Source organism: Longimicrobium sp. (assembly GCF_048594345.1).
In the GTDB taxonomy this organism is placed as follows: Bacteria; Gemmatimonadota; Gemmatimonadetes; order Longimicrobiales; family Longimicrobiaceae; genus Longimicrobium.
In genome coordinates this window covers 16366-32057 of sequence record NZ_JBMDXM010000163.1, presented here as the reverse complement: position 1 = coordinate 32057, position 15692 = coordinate 16366, and the positions used below count along the sequence as shown (strand labels likewise).

At 68.7% G+C, this 15692-nt stretch carries 15 protein-coding genes; 5 read left to right on the top strand and 10 right to left on the bottom strand.

The window, feature by feature from the left end:
• Positions 1-530 precede the first annotated feature (530 nt).
• Positions 531-1898, top strand: coding sequence for a S8 family peptidase (locus ACOJUJ_RS18000; RefSeq protein WP_420128289.1), 1368 nt, complete (start codon positions 531-533; stop codon positions 1896-1898).
• Between the two features lie 286 nt (positions 1899-2184).
• On the opposite strand, the gene ACOJUJ_RS17995 is transcribed toward ACOJUJ_RS18000, so the two are convergent.
• Together ACOJUJ_RS17995 and ACOJUJ_RS17990 are read right to left on the bottom strand one after the other, a co-directional pair.
• Entirely contained in the window at positions 2185-3816 is a 1632-nt protein-coding gene (locus tag ACOJUJ_RS17995; RefSeq protein ID WP_420128288.1) for a vWA domain-containing protein, read from the bottom strand.
• Between the two features lie 577 nt (positions 3817-4393).
• On the bottom strand, positions 4394-5302 hold the full coding sequence (locus tag ACOJUJ_RS17990; protein ID WP_420128287.1) for a PhzF family phenazine biosynthesis protein: 909 nt from the start codon (positions 5300-5302) through the stop codon (positions 4394-4396).
• Between the two features lie 191 nt (positions 5303-5493).
• Here ACOJUJ_RS17990 and ACOJUJ_RS17985 point away from each other — a divergent pair, with 191 nt between their 5' ends.
• The 4 genes from ACOJUJ_RS17985 (at position 5494) to ACOJUJ_RS17970 (ending at position 7088) form a co-directional block, all read left to right on the top strand.
• Positions 5494-5859: a hypothetical protein gene (locus ACOJUJ_RS17985; protein WP_420128286.1), complete on the top strand. Its 366-nt coding sequence runs from the start codon at positions 5494-5496 to the stop codon at positions 5857-5859.
• 5 nt (positions 5860-5864) lie between these two features.
• Positions 5865-6047 carry a hypothetical protein gene (locus ACOJUJ_RS17980; RefSeq protein WP_420128285.1) on the top strand — a complete coding sequence of 61 codons (183 nt, stop codon included), beginning with the start codon at positions 5865-5867 and terminating at the stop codon, positions 6045-6047.
• Complete coding sequence (locus ACOJUJ_RS17975; RefSeq protein WP_420128284.1) at positions 6044-6244, top strand: hypothetical protein; 201 nt, start codon at positions 6044-6046, stop codon at positions 6242-6244. Before ACOJUJ_RS17980 ends, ACOJUJ_RS17975 begins: the two co-directional genes overlap by 4 nt.
• Positions 6245-6341: 97 nt before the next feature.
• The gene (locus tag ACOJUJ_RS17970) at positions 6342-7088 is read left to right on the top strand and encodes a TetR family transcriptional regulator (protein WP_420128283.1); all 747 of its coding nucleotides are present in this window, start codon (positions 6342-6344) and stop codon (positions 7086-7088) included.
• Positions 7089-7306: 218 nt separating this feature from the next.
• Here ACOJUJ_RS17970 and serA read toward each other — a convergent pair whose 3' ends face one another.
• From serA to ACOJUJ_RS17930, 8 genes are all read right to left on the bottom strand, one after another.
• Positions 7307-8908, bottom strand: coding sequence for a phosphoglycerate dehydrogenase (gene serA / locus ACOJUJ_RS17965; protein WP_420128282.1), 1602 nt, complete (start codon positions 8906-8908; stop codon positions 7307-7309).
• A complete protein-coding gene (locus ACOJUJ_RS17960) occupies positions 8905-10032 on the bottom strand; it encodes a pyridoxal-phosphate-dependent aminotransferase family protein (protein ID WP_420128281.1) in 1128 nt (375 codons plus the stop codon). The genes serA and ACOJUJ_RS17960 overlap by 4 nt, the downstream gene beginning before the upstream one ends.
• 400 nt (positions 10033-10432) lie before the next feature.
• Positions 10433-11149: an HAD-IB family phosphatase gene (locus tag ACOJUJ_RS17955; protein ID WP_420128280.1), complete on the bottom strand. Its 717-nt coding sequence runs from the start codon at positions 11147-11149 to the stop codon at positions 10433-10435.
• 415 nt (positions 11150-11564) lie between these two features.
• Positions 11565-12131 (bottom strand): hypothetical protein, encoded by a 567-nt coding sequence (locus ACOJUJ_RS17950; RefSeq protein WP_420128279.1) that lies wholly within the window; start codon positions 12129-12131, stop codon positions 11565-11567.
• A gap of 292 nt (positions 12132-12423) precedes the next feature.
• Entirely contained in the window at positions 12424-13557 is a 1134-nt protein-coding gene (locus tag ACOJUJ_RS17945; RefSeq protein ID WP_420128278.1) for a GRAS family protein, read from the bottom strand.
• Positions 13558-14359: 802 nt separating this feature from the next.
• Positions 14360-14551 (bottom strand): hypothetical protein, encoded by a 192-nt coding sequence (locus tag ACOJUJ_RS17940; protein WP_420128277.1) that lies wholly within the window; start codon positions 14549-14551, stop codon positions 14360-14362.
• Positions 14551-15396: a Phenylacetic acid catabolic protein gene (locus tag ACOJUJ_RS17935; protein ID WP_420128292.1), complete on the bottom strand. Its 846-nt coding sequence runs from the start codon at positions 15394-15396 to the stop codon at positions 14551-14553. Before ACOJUJ_RS17935 ends, ACOJUJ_RS17940 begins: the two co-directional genes overlap by 1 nt.
• A gap of 5 nt (positions 15397-15401) precedes the next feature.
• Positions 15402-15686 carry a hypothetical protein gene (locus ACOJUJ_RS17930; protein ID WP_420128276.1) on the bottom strand — a complete coding sequence of 95 codons (285 nt, stop codon included), beginning with the start codon at positions 15684-15686 and terminating at the stop codon, positions 15402-15404.
• Positions 15687-15692 lie beyond the last annotated feature (6 nt).

Genomic DNA, 15692 nt, shown 5'->3' with positions numbered 1-15692 from the left:
GGAGGCCGGTTTCCTCCGCGCGAGCCCCGCCTCTATCCCATACCATTTCTCGCAGTTCGTTGTGCAATCAGAGGAACGACGGAAAAACATCACGCGGAGGCGCGGAGGAACTGATGAGGCGCGGAGGCGTTTTGGGCGTTCTCTCCGCGCCTCTTCTGTTTTCTCCGCGCCTCCGCGTGAAAATCGTTCCCCTCACTGCACATCGAAATCCGGGAGATGGTAGTGGAGGGCAGATGCTCTTCATGGAGCCCCGCGTGCTCCGGATGGTAACGGATGGCGCGTGCGATCTGGTGCGCACGGTGCTCTGCGGGCTGATAAGTGCACCGTTCCGGGGCGGCGGCGCACCGGGGCGGGGCGCCAAAATCCGTAGGGTGGATAGAGCGCAGAGGTTTATCTCGTTGTGCGGCAACGATTTGCAAAACTTGCCGCAGGCGGCCCGGCGGTTGCCTTGGGAAGGCCCGTTCCCATCATCCCGGACGCCGCCCTTCACAGTTCCGGCGCCCGATCATTTGCCCCCTGGAGAACGCCCCATGAAGCGCAGCCTGTTCATCCTGGCGCCGCTGGCCCTGGCCGCGTGCGCGGACAACCCGACGCAGCTGGCCCCGGCAGCGGAGGCGCCCGCCCTGGCCGCCGCCGCGGCGCCGAACTTTGTTCCGGGTGAGGTGATCGTGAAGTTTCGCCCGGGCGCGGCGCAGGCGGCGCGCGGGGCGGCGCTGCAGCACGCCAACGCCGCGGTGCGCGAGCGCATCGTCACCGGCAGCATGAAGCGCGGGGGCGACAACGAAGGGCTCACGGTGATCCACTCCGGCCTGGGCACGGCGGCGGCCATCGAGCGGCTGCGCGCCAACCCCAACGTAGAGTACGCCGAGCCCAACTACGTGTACCAGCACGCCGCCGTCAGCAACGACACGTACTTCACCAACGGCTCGCTGTGGGGGATGTACGGCGGCACCGGCACCCCGGTCAACCTGAACGGCAGCCACGCCAGCGTGGCGTGGGCGGCCAACCACACGGACTGCAGCGGCGTGTACGTGGGCATCATCGACGAGGGCTACATGTACACCCACACGGACCTGGCCGCCAACGCCGGCAAGAACCCGGGCGAGGTAGCCGGCAACGGCGTGGACGACGACGGCAACGGGTACGTGGATGACGTGTACGGCTGGGACTTTGACGGCAACAACAACTCCGTGTTCGACGGCACCCTCGACGACCATGGCACGCACGTGGCCGGCACCATCGGCGGCGTGGGCGGCAACGGCACGGGCGTGGCCGGCGTGTGCTGGAGCGTAAAGCTGCTGAGCGGCAAGTTCCTGGGCCGCAACGGCGGCACCACGGCCAACGCCATCAAGGCCGTCGACTACTTTACCGACCTCAAGACCCGCCATGGCATCAACCTGGTCGCCACCAACAACTCGTGGGGCGGCGGCGGCTTTTCGCAGGCGCTGCAGGACGCCATCGAGCGCGCCAACGCGGCCGGCATCCTGTTCATCGCGGCGGCGGGCAACAGCGCGTACAACTGCGAGACCAGCTCCTGCTACCCGGGCGAGTACCCCAACGCCAACGTGATCTCGGTGGCCTCGATCACCAGCAGCGGCGCCATGAGCTCGTTCTCCAACTACGGCAGCACCACGGTGGACATCGGCGCGCCGGGCAGCGGCGTGTACTCCACGGTCCCGGCGAGCAGCAAGGGCTCGGTCGTCTCCGGCTACGCCAGCTACAGCGGCACCTCGATGGCCAGCCCGCACGTGGCCGGCGCCGCGGCGCTGTACGCGGCGTACCACCCCGGCTCTTCGGCCGCCACCATCAAGAGCGCCATCCTGAGCAGCGCGCTCCCCACCGTCTCGCTGAACGGCAAGACGGTGACGGGCGCGCGCCTGAACGTGGCCGCCTTCTGATCGGCGGAACGCACGTGGCGGGAGCGGCCTGACGCGAGTCACGCCCGCTGCCCGCCTGCACGAAGCCCCGGCTGCCATCGCAGCCGGGGCTTTTTTACGCGTGTGGGCGTACTGGATGGGAGTCGCCGAATCGGAAACTATCCGCTACCTCCCACCTCCCCCAGGGTTTTTGGGGGAGGTGGACGAGTGGTGCTCGCCCGGAGGGGGCGCCGCGGGCGCAGAGCGATGCCTGTCGAAGCGGGATCAAAATCTCCCTATCGGCCACGCAGCAAAGGAGGAGCCCTCCTCAGCGCCCGCGCCGCATCTCCGCCGCGTCGTCGAACGCATCCACCTCGTCGCGATCCGACCCGCGCTCCGCGAGTCGCCGCGACGACTGCACCAGCCGCACGAAGTCCGCGCGGTCGCCGTGCTCGTCGCGGCCCACGGCGCCGCGGGCAAGGCTGACCACGTCCTCGTACGACGCGTTGCCGGCGTGCTGCGACCCGCGCAGCAGCATGCCCCACTGCGCCACGGCGGCCGCGAAGCGCAGGTCGTCGGACGCGTCGTCCAGCGGGCGGCCGGCGTCGCGGACGGCGCGCTCGATCAGCCGGCTTTCGTCGCCCTGCGGCTCCTTGTAGCGCAGCTTGACCGTCATCAGCTCGCCGGAGGCCTCGGCGCCGTCGCGGGCGCGGCGGTCCTGGTAGCGCAGCGGGTCCACGCGCGGGCGGCCGCCGCGCCCCGCGCCCGCCGGCACAACCTCGTACAGCGCGGTGACGGTGTGGCCGGCGCCCAGCTCGCCCGCGTCCTTGCGGTCGTCGTTGAAGTCCTCGGCCGCCATCACCCGGTTCTCGTAGCCGATCAGCCGGTACGATTCCACGGCGGCGGGGTTGAACTCCACCTGCACCTTAACGTCTTTGGCGATGGTGAACAGCGTGCCGCCCATCTCGCGCACCAGCACCTTCTCCGCCTCGTCCTCGCCATCCACGTACGCGTAGTTTCCGTTGCCGTGGTCCGCGATGGCCTCCATCCGCGCGTCCGCCAGGTTGCCGGTGCCAAAGCCCAGGACGGTGAGAAAGATGCCGTCCTCGCGCTCCCGCTCGATCAGCCGCACCAACTCGCCCTCGCTGCTCACGCCCACGTTGAAGTCGCCGTCGGTAGCCAGGATCACGCGGTTGTTGCCGCCGGGGATGAACGCGTCGCGCGCCAGCCGGTAGGCCAGCCGGATCCCCTCGCCGCCCGCGGTGCTGCCGCCGGCCCGCAGATCATCCAGCGCATCCAGGATCTCGCGGCGGTCGCTGGTGGGCTCCAGCACCACCCCCGCCGCGCCGGCGTAGACCACGATCCCCACGCGGTCCCGGTCGCGCAGCTCGTCCACCAGCCGCGCCAGCGAGGCCTTTACCAGCGGCAGGTCGCCCTCCATCGACCCCGAGACGTCTATCAGAAAGACGAGGTTGCCGGGCGGCATGTCGCGCACGTCCATCCGCCGTCCCTGAATGCCGATGCGCACCAGCCGGTGCCGCGGGTTCCACGGCGCGTCGGCCACCTCGGTGCGCACAGCGAACGGCGCGTCGCCGGTGGGGTCGGGATCATCATACTCGAAGTAGTTGACCAGCTCTTCAATGCGCACGGCGTCGGCGGGCGGCATCTGTCCCTGCTCCAGAAAGCGGCGCACGTTGGCGTACGAGGCGCGGTCCACGTCGATGGCAAAGGTGGATAGCGGCGTGGCCCGCGCGTCCAGAAAGCGGTTTTCGGCGACGTGGGCGTACTCCTCCGTGTTCAGTTCCGGCGCGGGCGCATAGCCGGCGGTGTCGGAGGTGGTGGCGACGCCGTCGTAGCTGGCCGGTGCCACGGCGCCCTCTCCCGTGTCGTTGCTACCGCATGCGGCGGCAAGGGGAAGCAGGGCCAGCGCGGCGAGGAGAATCGGATGGCGTGGGATCATGGTGACCTCCCGGATGGGTGACGCGGGCGGAACCGGATGAGTCCGGCCCCGGCGCGGCTAGGGAGAGGCATTGCGCATTCCGGGGAACGTTTGTCGTCTCGATATCGTGTAAGTGCTTATGGAAAAGGTGGATATGGATGACGTTGGTGCCCGATGGCGATGCCCGTCATCCGCCTCCGAACGCGTTCAATGAACGTCCGCCGCGTTCAGTGGACGAAGCCGGAGTGCCGGAGACACCGATCCCCACTCCAATGACGGAGCGGGGATCGGGAGGAAGCGAGGAGCCGGATGATTGCAGGGATTCGGACAGGATGTGTCGGGCCGCTCGCCGGCGCGCTCGACGTTCTCCCCGCGATCGCCCGCGCCGCTGAGCTGACGTTCCTGAGCACCGCACGTACGAGGCGTCGGCCCGTCTCTCTGCTGTGGCCGCCTGAAAGAGGAGGAGGTATAGAGAAACAGAGAAAGCCAGAGGAACAGAGGACTCGATTTTCCTCTGTTCCTCTGGCTTTTGTCTGTTCCTCTGTACCCTTCCTCAGTTCCGGGCCTTCGGGCAGGGGCAAAGGTCAGCGCGGCGCGGTCAGTCCTGGGGAAGGGTCATCTCGCCTTCGCTCACCCGCACCGCGCCGCCGCCCACGCGCACCTGCGCCACCCGCCCGTCGCGCACGTCCGCCTCGATCAGGATGCGGCTGGGCCGGCCCATCTCCACGCCTTGCAGCACCTTCCATCCCCAGGTGCCGTCCGTGGCCGCGTCGCGCGCCGCCAGCAGCCCGGCAAGGGCCGTGGCCGCGCCGCCGGTGGCCGGGTCTTCGGTGATGCCCATCGCGGGCGCGAACATGCGGGCCCGCAGCGCGACGCCCTCCTCGCCCGTGTCGTCGGTGCTCACGTAGATGTGCGGCGCCCACGCGTCCTTCACGTGGCGCTCCCAGGCGGCGAGGTCCACGCGCGCCCGCGCCAGCGCGTCGCGGCTGCGCACGGAGACGAAGAGAAAGGGCACGCCGGCGGAGTAGTTGGCCGTCATCAGCGATCCGCCTAGGTCGGATTCGTCGATCGACAGCACTTCGGCCAGCGTGGCGGGGGCGGGGTGCGGCGGCCCGATCTCCGGAACGCGCGGCGCGGCGAACATGGCGAACGTGGGACGCCCGTCCTCCACCCGCACCTCCACGGGCACGGGCCCCACCTCTTCGCGCAGCACCAGCCGCGCGACGCGCTCGCCCGCCGGCACCCGCCCCAGCGCCGTCAGCAGGAACGCGGTTCCCACGGTGGGGTGCCCGGCAAAGGGCAGTTCGCCGAGCGGCGTAAAGATGCGCACGCCGAACGTCGCTCCCTCTGCACCGGTAACGAACACCGTCTCCGACAGGTTCAACTCGTGTGCAATGCGCTGCATGGTTTCCGGCGCGATCCCCTCCGCGTCCGGGAACACCGCCAGCGGATTGCCGCCGAAGACCTGGTCCGTAAACACGTCCAGCGTGTGGAACTTCACCCGCATCACATCCTCCCAATGTTGCGATCGCCTCTCCGCTCCTCCGCCGAACTTCGGGCTTCGCACCGACCTCCGCAACCGGTAGATCAAAATGTGAACCCGTTCAACAAAACTCTTGCGCGGCCACATCATCTCATGTACTGTACTGGTGTAGTTGAACGTGTTCAAAATTACTGGATGAGGAAAGGAAGGATCCGATGGACGTCACCGTCATCACCTACGCCATCTACCTTGCCATCAGCATCGCGCTCACGGTGTGGGTGGCGCGGACGCTGTTCGCCAACGGCCACCGCTTTCTGGTGGACGTGTTCGGCGGCGATGAAGACCTGGCCGTTTCGGTGAACCACCTGCTGGTGGTGGGCTTCTACCTGATCAACTTTGCGTTCGTGTGCCTTGCGCTGCGCATGGACGTGACCGTCCTGACGACTCGCGGCAGCGTGGAGGCGCTGGCCCGCAAGATCGGGACGGTGCTGCTGATCCTGGGGATGATGCACTTCTTCAACCTGTACGTGTTTGCGCGCATGCGCCGCTGGCGGGCCGCGCACGTGCCTGCGCACGGATGACGGCCATGGACGCGACCCCCACGTCGTTTCTGCTGGACGTGGGGGCGGCGCTTGGGTGGATGATGGGGATGACGGTGTATCTGTTCCTCTACTTCCTGATTTTCCTGGCGCCGTTCGTCGTCATCTACCACGTCGTGGGCGTGCTGGTGAAGGTGGCGATCCGCATCCTGCCGCGGAGCGGCCGATGATCCGCGAGACACTGTCGTTTCCCGCGGCGCTGGGGATCTGGGCGTGGGCGACGCTGGAGATGGCCGGGTTGCTGGTCGCCTGCGGATTGATCATCGCCGTGCCGCTGGGCGTGGTCTTCGGCATCATGTTCGCCCTGTCGAAGCTGGCCGGCCGCATGTGCCGCCTGCGGGTACCGCGCGACGGAGAAGGCGGATAACGGGCGCCTCATCGTCCCTTGTCGTGCGGCGCTCCGTTGCGCGGGCCGCGTCTCCCGTCGCAGGTTCAAGCGGAGACGAAAACCCGAGGGAGGCAGGATGGCCGAGGCGGCGGGAAAGACCGCGAAGGGCGAGCAGACGCGCGCGCTGATCCTGGAAACGGCGCTGGAGCTGTTCCGCGAGCGGGGGTACGAAGAAACCACCATGCGCGCCATCGCCGAGCGGGCGGGCGTGGCACTGGGGAGTGCGTACTACTACTTCCGCAGCAAGGAACAGCTCATCCAGGCGTTCTACGGCCGCACGCACCAGGAGCACCTGGAAGAGGTGCGGGAGGTGCTGCGGACACAGCGCACGCTGCGCGACCGGCTGCTGGGGGTGATGCAGACCAAGCTGCGCACCATCGAGCCGTACCATCGCTTCGCCGGCATCCTCTTCCGCACCGCGGCGGATCCCGAGAGCCCGCTGAACCCCTTCAGTGAGGAATCGCTCCCCGCGCGGCGCGAGGTGATCGAGCTGTTCGCGGAGGTGGTGGACGGCGCGGAAGACCGCAAGCTGCCGAAGGATCTGGAGGCGGAGCTGCCGGAGCTCCTGTGGACGTACCACATGGGGATCGTGCTGTTCTGGATCCACGACCGCTCCCCTGGCCGCGTGCGCACCTGGCGGCTGATGGAGCGCACCGTGGATCTAATCGCGCGGCTGATCCAGCTTTCCACCCTTCCGCTGATGGGCCCGGTTCGCAAGATGGTCCTCAAGCTCCTGATCGAGCTCCGCCAGCCGGTGTCGGGTGAGGAGGGGGCGGAGGGGGGGCCGGAGGGATCGGCGCGAAACCCCGGCCAGGGCGGGTGAACCCGCGGCTCGAACCGCGATAAGCCCCCTCCCGGGCTCGAGGAGCTCGCCCGGCGGGGCTTCACCTGCTCGTGCCAGCGGGGTCCTGCGCGCGTGGCGAGGTGAAGCGCATCAAACGAGGTACCCAAAAAGCGGAAACGCACCGCGAGCGTGTGCGACGTTTACACCCTCTCCCGCTCGCGGGAGAGGGTGCGAGCCTACGCGAGCGGGTGAGGGCCCTACTCCATCTCCACCTGCCGAACCTCCAGGATCTCCGGCTTGGAGGCCAGCAGCTCGATCACGTCCTGCGGGATGCGGCTGTCGACGGAAACGGCGGCCAGCGCTTCACCGCCCACCTGCAGGCGCGCCTGGTGGTACTCGGCGATGTTCACGCCCGCTTCGCCCAGCAGCGTGCCCACGCGGCCGATGACGCCGGGAACGTCGCGGTTGCGCAGGACCAGCATCACGCCGCGGGGCGCCACGTCCACGCGGAAGGGGCCGATGCGGATGATGCGGCCGTGCGTCTCGCCCAGCACGGCGCCGCCCACGCGGATGCTGCGCTCGCCGCCCTCCAGCCGCAGCTCGATCTCCTCGCCCAGCTCACCGCGTCCGTCCACGTGCGTTGACGCGGTCTCGATGCCGCGTCCGGCCGCCACGTGCTGCGCGTTGACCAGGTTGATGGCGCGGCGCTCCACCACGTCGCGCATGGCGCCCTGCAGCGCCGCCAGCAGCAGCGGCCGCGGCGCCTCGGCGCGGGCGCCGGTGTAGCGCACCTCCAGCGAGGTGAGCGCGCCCGGCACCAGCGCGCGCCCCAGGCGGCCGAGGCGATCCGCGAGCGCCAGCAGGGGGCGCAGCTCGCGCATCCCCGCGCCGCCCACGCTGGTGGCGTTCATCGCCGCGCTCAGGTCGCCCGTGACCAGGGCGTCGCGCACGGCCTCGCACGCCTCGATGGCCACGTTGCGCTGCGCGTCGCGCGTGGACGCGCCCAGGTGCGGAGTCAGGACGAGGTTCGGAACGGTGCGCAGCGGGTTATCCGCGGCCAGCGGCTCGTGCTCGAACACGTCCAGCGCGGCGCCCGCGATGCGCTTGGTCCGCAGCGCCTCCACCAGCGCGTCCTCCACCACCACGCCGCCGCGGGCCAGGTTCAGCACGTATGCGTCGCGGGGCAGCCGCGCCAGCTCCGGCGCGCCGATCATCCCGTGGGTTTCGGCGTTCAGCGGCACGTGGACGGTCACCACGTCGCCGCGGTCCAGCGCCTCGGAAAGCCGCGCCACCCGCTCGATTCCCAGCTCCTCGAAACGGGCGGGGCCCACGTACGGATCGTAGCCGATGACGTGCATCCCGAACGCGCGCGCCCGCCGCCCCATCTCGCTGCCGATGCGCCCCACGCCGATGATCGCCATCGTCTTTCCCCGCAGCTCCACGCCGCCCAGCTGCGACCGGTCCCAGCGGCCGGCGTGCATGGACTCCCACGCCCGCGGCAGGTTGCGGACGAGGCCGATCAGCACGCCGAACGCCAGCTCCGCCACGGAGACGGTGTTGCCGCCGGGCGCGTTGATGACGGCGATCCCCAGCTCGGTGGCGGTGGGGATGTCGACGTTGTCCACGCCCACGCCCGCGCGGCCAATCACCTTCAGCCGCTCGCCGCGCTGCAGCAGCTCGCGGCTTACGCGGGTGGCGCTGCGGCCGATGAAGGCGTCGTACGCGCCGATCTCCTCCAGCACCTCGGCCGCGGGGCGGGTGGGTTTTTCGAACACTTCGATCATGGGGTGGGCGCGCAGGATGGCGACGCCCTCGGGATCGATCTCGTCCGTTACCAGGACGCGGTAGCGGTCGGTCATCCCAGCACCTCTTTTAGCGCCGCCAGCAGCGCATCCAACTCATCCACCGTGTGGTCTCCCATGTGCCCGATGCGGAACGTGGTGTCCTTCAGCTTTCCGTAGCCCGTGCCCAGCGTCCAGCCGCGCGCCGTCATCCCCGCGCAGATCTCCGTGCCGCTCCGTCCGCCATCCACCGCGATGGTCGTGACCGTGGGCGAGCGGCGGCCGGGGGGCGCGAACAGGGAAAGGCCCCAGCGGGCGCCGTGCTCCTCCACCCACGCCCAGGCGCGCTCGGCCATGGTCCAGTGCCGCAGCGCGCGCGCCTCCACGCCCTCCGCGGCGATGCGCGCGGATTGCGCGGCCAGCGCGTACATCAGCGAAACGGCGGGGGTGTTGGGCGTCTGGTGCTTGCCCCAGTAGTTGTCGAACTCCACCAGGTCAAAGTACTGGCCGCGTCCGGGGATCGTCCTGGCGCGTTCCATCATCCGCTCCGACGCCGTGCCGAACGCCAGCCCCGGCGGCAGCGCCATGGCCTTCTGCGAGCCGGTGAGAAGGAAGTCCAGCCCCCAGGTGTCCGTTTCCACCAGCATCCCGCCCACGCTGGTGACGCCGTCCACCAGGAGCAGGATCTCGTCGCCGGTTTCCGTCTCCGCGCGCCGTACCGCGTCGGCGATCTCGACGAGGGGATCCAGGACGCCGGTGGAGGTCTCGGAGTGTACCACCGTCACCGCATCGAACCCGCCCGCGCGCAGGCGCTGAAACACCTCGTCGGGCGCGTGGGCGTGGCCCATGGGGACCTCGTACGTCTCCACCTCGCGTCCGCAGTCGCCCACCAGGTCGCGAAAGCGCTCGCTGAACGCACCGTTCACCAGCGACAGCGCCCGCCGCCGCACGCCGTTGCGCACGGCGCCCTCCATGAGCCCCGTGGCCGAGGCGCTGGCCACGTAGACCGGCCGCGTGGTGCGAAACACGTCGCGCAGCACGGGATCCACGTCGCGCAGCATGGACGACAGCTCCGGCCCGCGGTGGCCGATGACGGGCCGCGTCATGGCGTTTAGCACGTCGGGGTGCACCTCGGTGGGGCCGGGGAGAAAGAAGCGCCCGAAGTCGGTCCGCGGCGGCAGGTCCGGCATGGTATCGGTCACGTGTTCGCGTGGTCGCGTATGGTCGTGTGGATGATGGACGGAAGCGGAGCTGGATGTGGGACGCGGCGACGTGCGTTGGACTGCGCCCGCCGGGGTGCCCCTCCCCCGGCCCCTCCCCGTTCGTTCCTCACGGAGAGGGGGGAACTACGATCCCGCTGCGAACGGGAGCGTCTGCGGGCGCCCCCTTACTCGCTCAGGCTCGCACCTCCCCCAAACAACCCTGGGGGAGGTGGACGTCGATCCCGCTGCGACTGGGTGCGTCGCACCTCCCTCCCCCACGCAGTTTGTGGGGGAGGGACGGGGAGGGGGGCGACTGCCCCTCGCGCCACACTCTCCAGAACCCACCGGCGACTGCCTTGCAGTCCGCGAAGGCGGACTTGGTGAAGTTCCAGCCGCGGTTTCAACCGCCGGACGCGTAGCCTGCCGAAGCGTCCAGCAACCCCGCCCACGGGCTCTCCGCCAGCCGCGCGCGGTCCTCTTCCGAGCAGGCGAGGGCGAGCACGGCGGCAAGGCCGGGCTCGCGCAGCACGTAGTCCGCGCCGTCCACGGCGGCGGGGCGCTCCACGACGGCCGCGTAGGCGGCGAACGCGTCCACCGCCGGCCGCGCCTCGCGGTCCGTGGCGCCGTCGCCCACCAGGAGCGCGGGGCGGGGAAGGTTCCATGCGCCAATCACCTGCGCCTTGCCGTTGCTGCGCGCCAGCGGCGACTCGCGGTCGAACCCCGCGTACTCGCCGTCCTCGTCAAAGCGGATCGCCACGGCGGCGACGTCGGCGTCATCCATCCCCAGCTCGCGCGCGACGGCCAGCACCGCCGGCAGCAGCCCGCCGGAGACAATGCGCACCGTCTTGCCCAGCCAGCGCAGCGCCGCCACCGTCTCCCGCGCGTGGGGCACCAGCGTGTGGACGTAGGTGGCGCCTACCTCGTCCAGCTGCGCGCGGGTGGGCTGGATGATCTCCAGCCGCCGCCCGTAGACCTCTTCCAGCGGCACCGAGCCGTCCATGGCCGCGTCGGTCAGGGCCGAGATCTGCGCGCGGAACGGGCCGGAAAGTTCGTCGATCCCCTCCACCTCAACAAGGGTGGAGTCGCAGTCGAAGACGACGGAGGCAAAGCCGGTCATTCCGCGCGGTGTCAGGAGGGGAGAGTGGCGCCGTGCCATGCACACGCCGCCGCCCGCACGGTGGTGAAATGAGCGGCGCTCCGCAAGGCGAAAGGGCCCTCACCCGCTCGCTTAGGCTCGCACCCTCTCCCGCAAGCGGGAGAGGGTATAAAACGTCGCACACGCTCGCGGCCCGTCTCCGCTGGTGTGGGTCTGGTCGACGCGCCTCGCCTTCCACGCGCGCCGGCCCTTGTCGACACGAGCGGGTGAAGCCCCGCCGGGCGAGCTCCGCGAGCCCAGGGCGGGGCTTATGGCATGGATAGCCGCGGGGCTTTAGCCCCCGGTGGCTGGCGGCGCGGCCCCTGAATTGGCCGGCACGAAAAAGCGGGCGCCCCCACAGGGAGCGCCCGCCCATCGGCCGGAGCCGACGGATGCATCACACCGCCGGCAGCGTCACGGCGTAGGTGCACGTCTCGCCGCCCTTGCCCTTGCACGGCTCGCCCGCGACCGGCTCTACCTGCGGACGGACGCGCAGCAGGTGCTGAAAGAAGCCGGCGATCACGCCGCGGTCAAAGTCGCAGGGGTACGGCGTGCCGGTCTTGATGGTGGCCGCGCGGGCGCCCTTGAGGTCGAAGGTGATCGCCCCCGGCCTGGCGCCGCGATGGTTCATGTCGAACGCGATGCCAAACGAGGCCAGCACCTTTTCGAACGTGTCCAGCCCCGGCGGCAGCGGCACGTGGTTGGGGATCTGGCGGCCGATCTGGAAGAGGGTGTTGGGTCCCATCTTTTCGCCGATGGCGCGAAGGGAAAGCACATATGCCAGCAGCGGGTACCACCCCTCGGGCGTTACCTCGAAGATGCCGTGGTCCTGCAGGATCTGCTCGCCGCGCTTACGGAACGGGCCCATCGCCGCCAGCATGGACAGGATGTTGCCGCCGCTCACCGTGGCGTCGGGCGTAAAGCGGGAGGAAAGCACCGGCGTCTCTGCGGTCAGCGTAGCCATGAGCGTATCCGTGCTGCGTGTGGATGGGCAATGGTGCGACGAGAGGGTCCCGGAGAGATGGCGGAGTTTACGCCGTCTGTTACAGTCCCGTGTCTCAGATGGAGCGCATAGATAACCGCGCATCCCTTTCATGTCAAGGTTTGGCAAAGTGCAACACGGTGCCGCAAATTGACTTAGATGGACAAAAAAGCCGCTTCCACAACGTGGCGCGGCAAGCGGGGTGGGACGGAAACGGAGTGGCCGGGCCCCGCAGGTCGCGGAGCCCGGCCACGTTTGCCGGAGAAGCTTCCGGTCAGGCCACCTGCTCCAGCAGCATGGGCGAGATGCGGCCGGCGCTCGCGGGCACGCCCGACGTGGCGCAGACGATGGCCACCAGCGTCTCGTCGCCGTAGTCCAGCCCCAGGTAGCCGTCGCGCGCGGCCACCCGCACCGGCCCCGACACCGGCGTGCCGATCATGGAGAAGTCGGTGCACGGCGCAAAGCCCGCGTCGCGCAGCCGCTGCACCCACACGTCCACGGGTTCGTGGCGCTCGTAGCGGGTTTCCTCGGCGTTGGCCACGATGTCCTCGATCTCACGGGCAAAGAACATCTTCATCGCGCTTTTTTCCGCGCCGCCGATGTCCAGTCCGTCGATAATGCCGAAGGTAAGGCCAAAGTGGTGCCACGCCGCCGCGAACCGCTCGCGCAGGCTGGGCGAGTTGTGGTTGCTGCTGGGCTCGCACAGCACCACGGCGTCCGGCTCCAGGGCGCGCAGGCGGCGGAACAGCGCGTCGCGGGCGTTGAGGCCCCCGCTGGAGCGCACGTGGTGCACCGCGAAGGCACCCAGCACCACCATGGGCGTGCCGAACGAGGCAAAGAAGCGCCAGTCGGCGTCATCCAGCTCTTCCACGATCTTGTGCACGGGGTGGAACTCCAGCTCCACACCCAGCGTCATCGCGGCTTCGGCCAGCGACTCGCCGGCTTCCAGCAGGCTGCCCGCGTCGGGCTCGATGGCGATGATGTTCAGCTTGCGCGGCAGGCGGCGCTGCGTGGCCAGCAGGTACAGCAGCGCCACCTCCTGCCGCCCCGAGCCAATGCCCACGTCCAGCAGCGTCACCTCGTCCTCGCCGCCCACGAACCCGGCCAGCACCTCGTTGGCCAGCGGCCCGGCAAGCTGCACGGTGGGAAGGTGCTGCGCGAGAAGGTTGAACAGGGAGATCTGCGTGGTTTCAAACTGGCGCAGGTACAGGTTGATCTCCGCGGCCTTGTCGGACGCCAGCCGCTTGGAGAGCGCCGAGGCAAAGATGTAGTACTGAAGGTCCTCGCTCCCCGCGCCGGTCAGCTGCGTCTCCACCAGGTCGGAGAGCAGTGTGCGTGCGTTGTCCGTGCGCCCGGCCAGCGTCTCGTCGACCACCGAAGCCAGCGTAGCATACTTTTTTGCGTCCATGCTCGTCAGTCTCCCTGTGTGGGTGCGGGGTACTACGGGTGAGTAAAAGATTGTGTGTCTGGAAAGGAAAGTGGCTTGGGGCTTGTAGCGCCCGCTCGACTCCACCTCCGAGGAACTGCCTGGGGAGAATCAGAGCGGGAGTATACCTGACTACCGCGCCATTAGCGACCTGCCATCTCTGTGAACCTAACTACTCCGTTTATGTTTGTAAAGCCTTGACCGAACAATTCTCCAGGCACCGCCTCACGAAACACATGTAGCAGCCCGTTGCAGTTTACGCAGAGAACAGCAGACCCTTCCAAGTTGTTGTTTCAACACGTTTTGTACGCGTGCTGCTCTGGGTGGGTGTCGTCGTACAATCATCATGTTTCAGATACGGGCACGAAAGGTAATGTGAGTGAGCCGCGTTCATCATCTTTTGTGAAGGGTGGAGCGCTGAAATCCCTATTGATTTTTCCGTAGCACCGGGCGACCTAATTGCGCCATTTATGTCTTGGGGTCAGACAGATGCCCCATAGGCACGATCATTACTCAGGTGGCCAGGCACCTGTGATGGGCGTCGGCAAATGCGATGTTCGTGAGCGTCGTCCGGTACGAGGCGATGCCCCGTCTCTCTGCCGTGGCCGCCTGAAAAGAGAAGGGGGTACAGCTACAGAGGAACAGAGAAAGCCAGAGGAACAGAGAAAGCCAGAGGAACAGAGGATTTGGATTTTCCTCTGTTCCTCCGGCTTTTGTCTGTTCCTCTGTACCCTTCCTCAGTTCCCGGCCTTTCGGAATGGCAGAAAGGCCGGGGGCTCCGCGATCAGTCCTCGTGGTCGTCCCACTTGATGAACTCAAAGGCGGTGCGGCAGGGGCGGCACCAGTACTGGGCCACGGAAAGCTGCCCCCCGAACGGGTTCACCAGCTCCGTGTCGGTTCCGTCGCAGAACGGACAGGGCGCGGACCTGGGGACCAGGTTCTCGTCCGCCGGATGGGTGGACGGGCTCTCCGCCATCAGTCCAGCAGCAGCGCGCGGTTCTTGTCGCCGCGGGCGCGGGCGGCCGTCTCCTCGTCCAGCGTGCCGCCCGACCGGCGCGTCTCTTCGTTCCATCCATCAAACGAAAGCGGCTGCGCGATGGTCCACTCGCCGCCGTCGCGCCGCTCCAGCCCCAGGCCGTCCGCCAGCCCCGCATCCGCCAGCACCGGCACCACGCGGGAAAGAAAGCGGGCGCGCAGGTCGGACGGGCCGGCGCTCACCAGCCCCTCATCCACCAGCCGCTTGGCCGCACCCGAGGCGTCGTCATCGCCCAGCCACTGCAGCGCCTGCGGAAGGTAGCGCGCCAGCGACGCGGCCAGCTCCTCGCGCACCTCCGGCACGGCGGCCATGCGGCGCACCCAGCCGGCGGCGTACTGAAAGTGAAAGCGCTCTTCGTCCAGCATCTTCTGCACGCGGTTGTGCGCGGGGGTGTAGCGGCTTTCCGCCAGCGCGCCGTACTGCACCACCAGCGACGTATCCACCAGCAGAATGCAGGCGATAAAGTCCGCCCACGAATTGAAACCCGCGTCCAGCGCCGGGTGGCTGCGGTACTCGGCGGCCGGGCGCTCGTGCTCCAGCGCCTTGGGGTCGTCCCCAAAGTCGCCCAGGAGCGCGTAGGTCAGGCGCGCGTGGCCCCACTCGTCCTGCGCCATGGACGACGCGGCGATCCCCGCCTCAAGGGTGGGCGCGCCCAGCATGCGGTCGCTGTAGCGCAGGCCCAGCACGCGCTTGCTGTCCGCCAGCGTAAGGATCAGCGAGCGCAGCGCGGCGCGGGCGTCGTCCGACAGCTCGGCGGCGCTCTCCACGCGGGCTTCCGTATCCATCGCGCTCACTTCGTCACCTCCGCGCCGCCGTACGAGCCCGTCCCCTTGCTGTGCACCAGCTCCTGCTCGCTGTCGCGTCCCATCATCGTGACGAACTGGCTTTCTTCAGGATTCACGGGAAGGATGGCGTCGCGGGGGATGACGCACATCTCTCCCCAGTTCTGCTCGTCGTACATCTTCCACGCGTACACCTTCGCGAGGTCGCCATCCACGGCGTTCACAAAGCCGATGTGGCGCAGCGGCTCGCCCCGCGACTTGCGGGCAAAGACTTCAAATACGGGCTCGATCACGGGAAC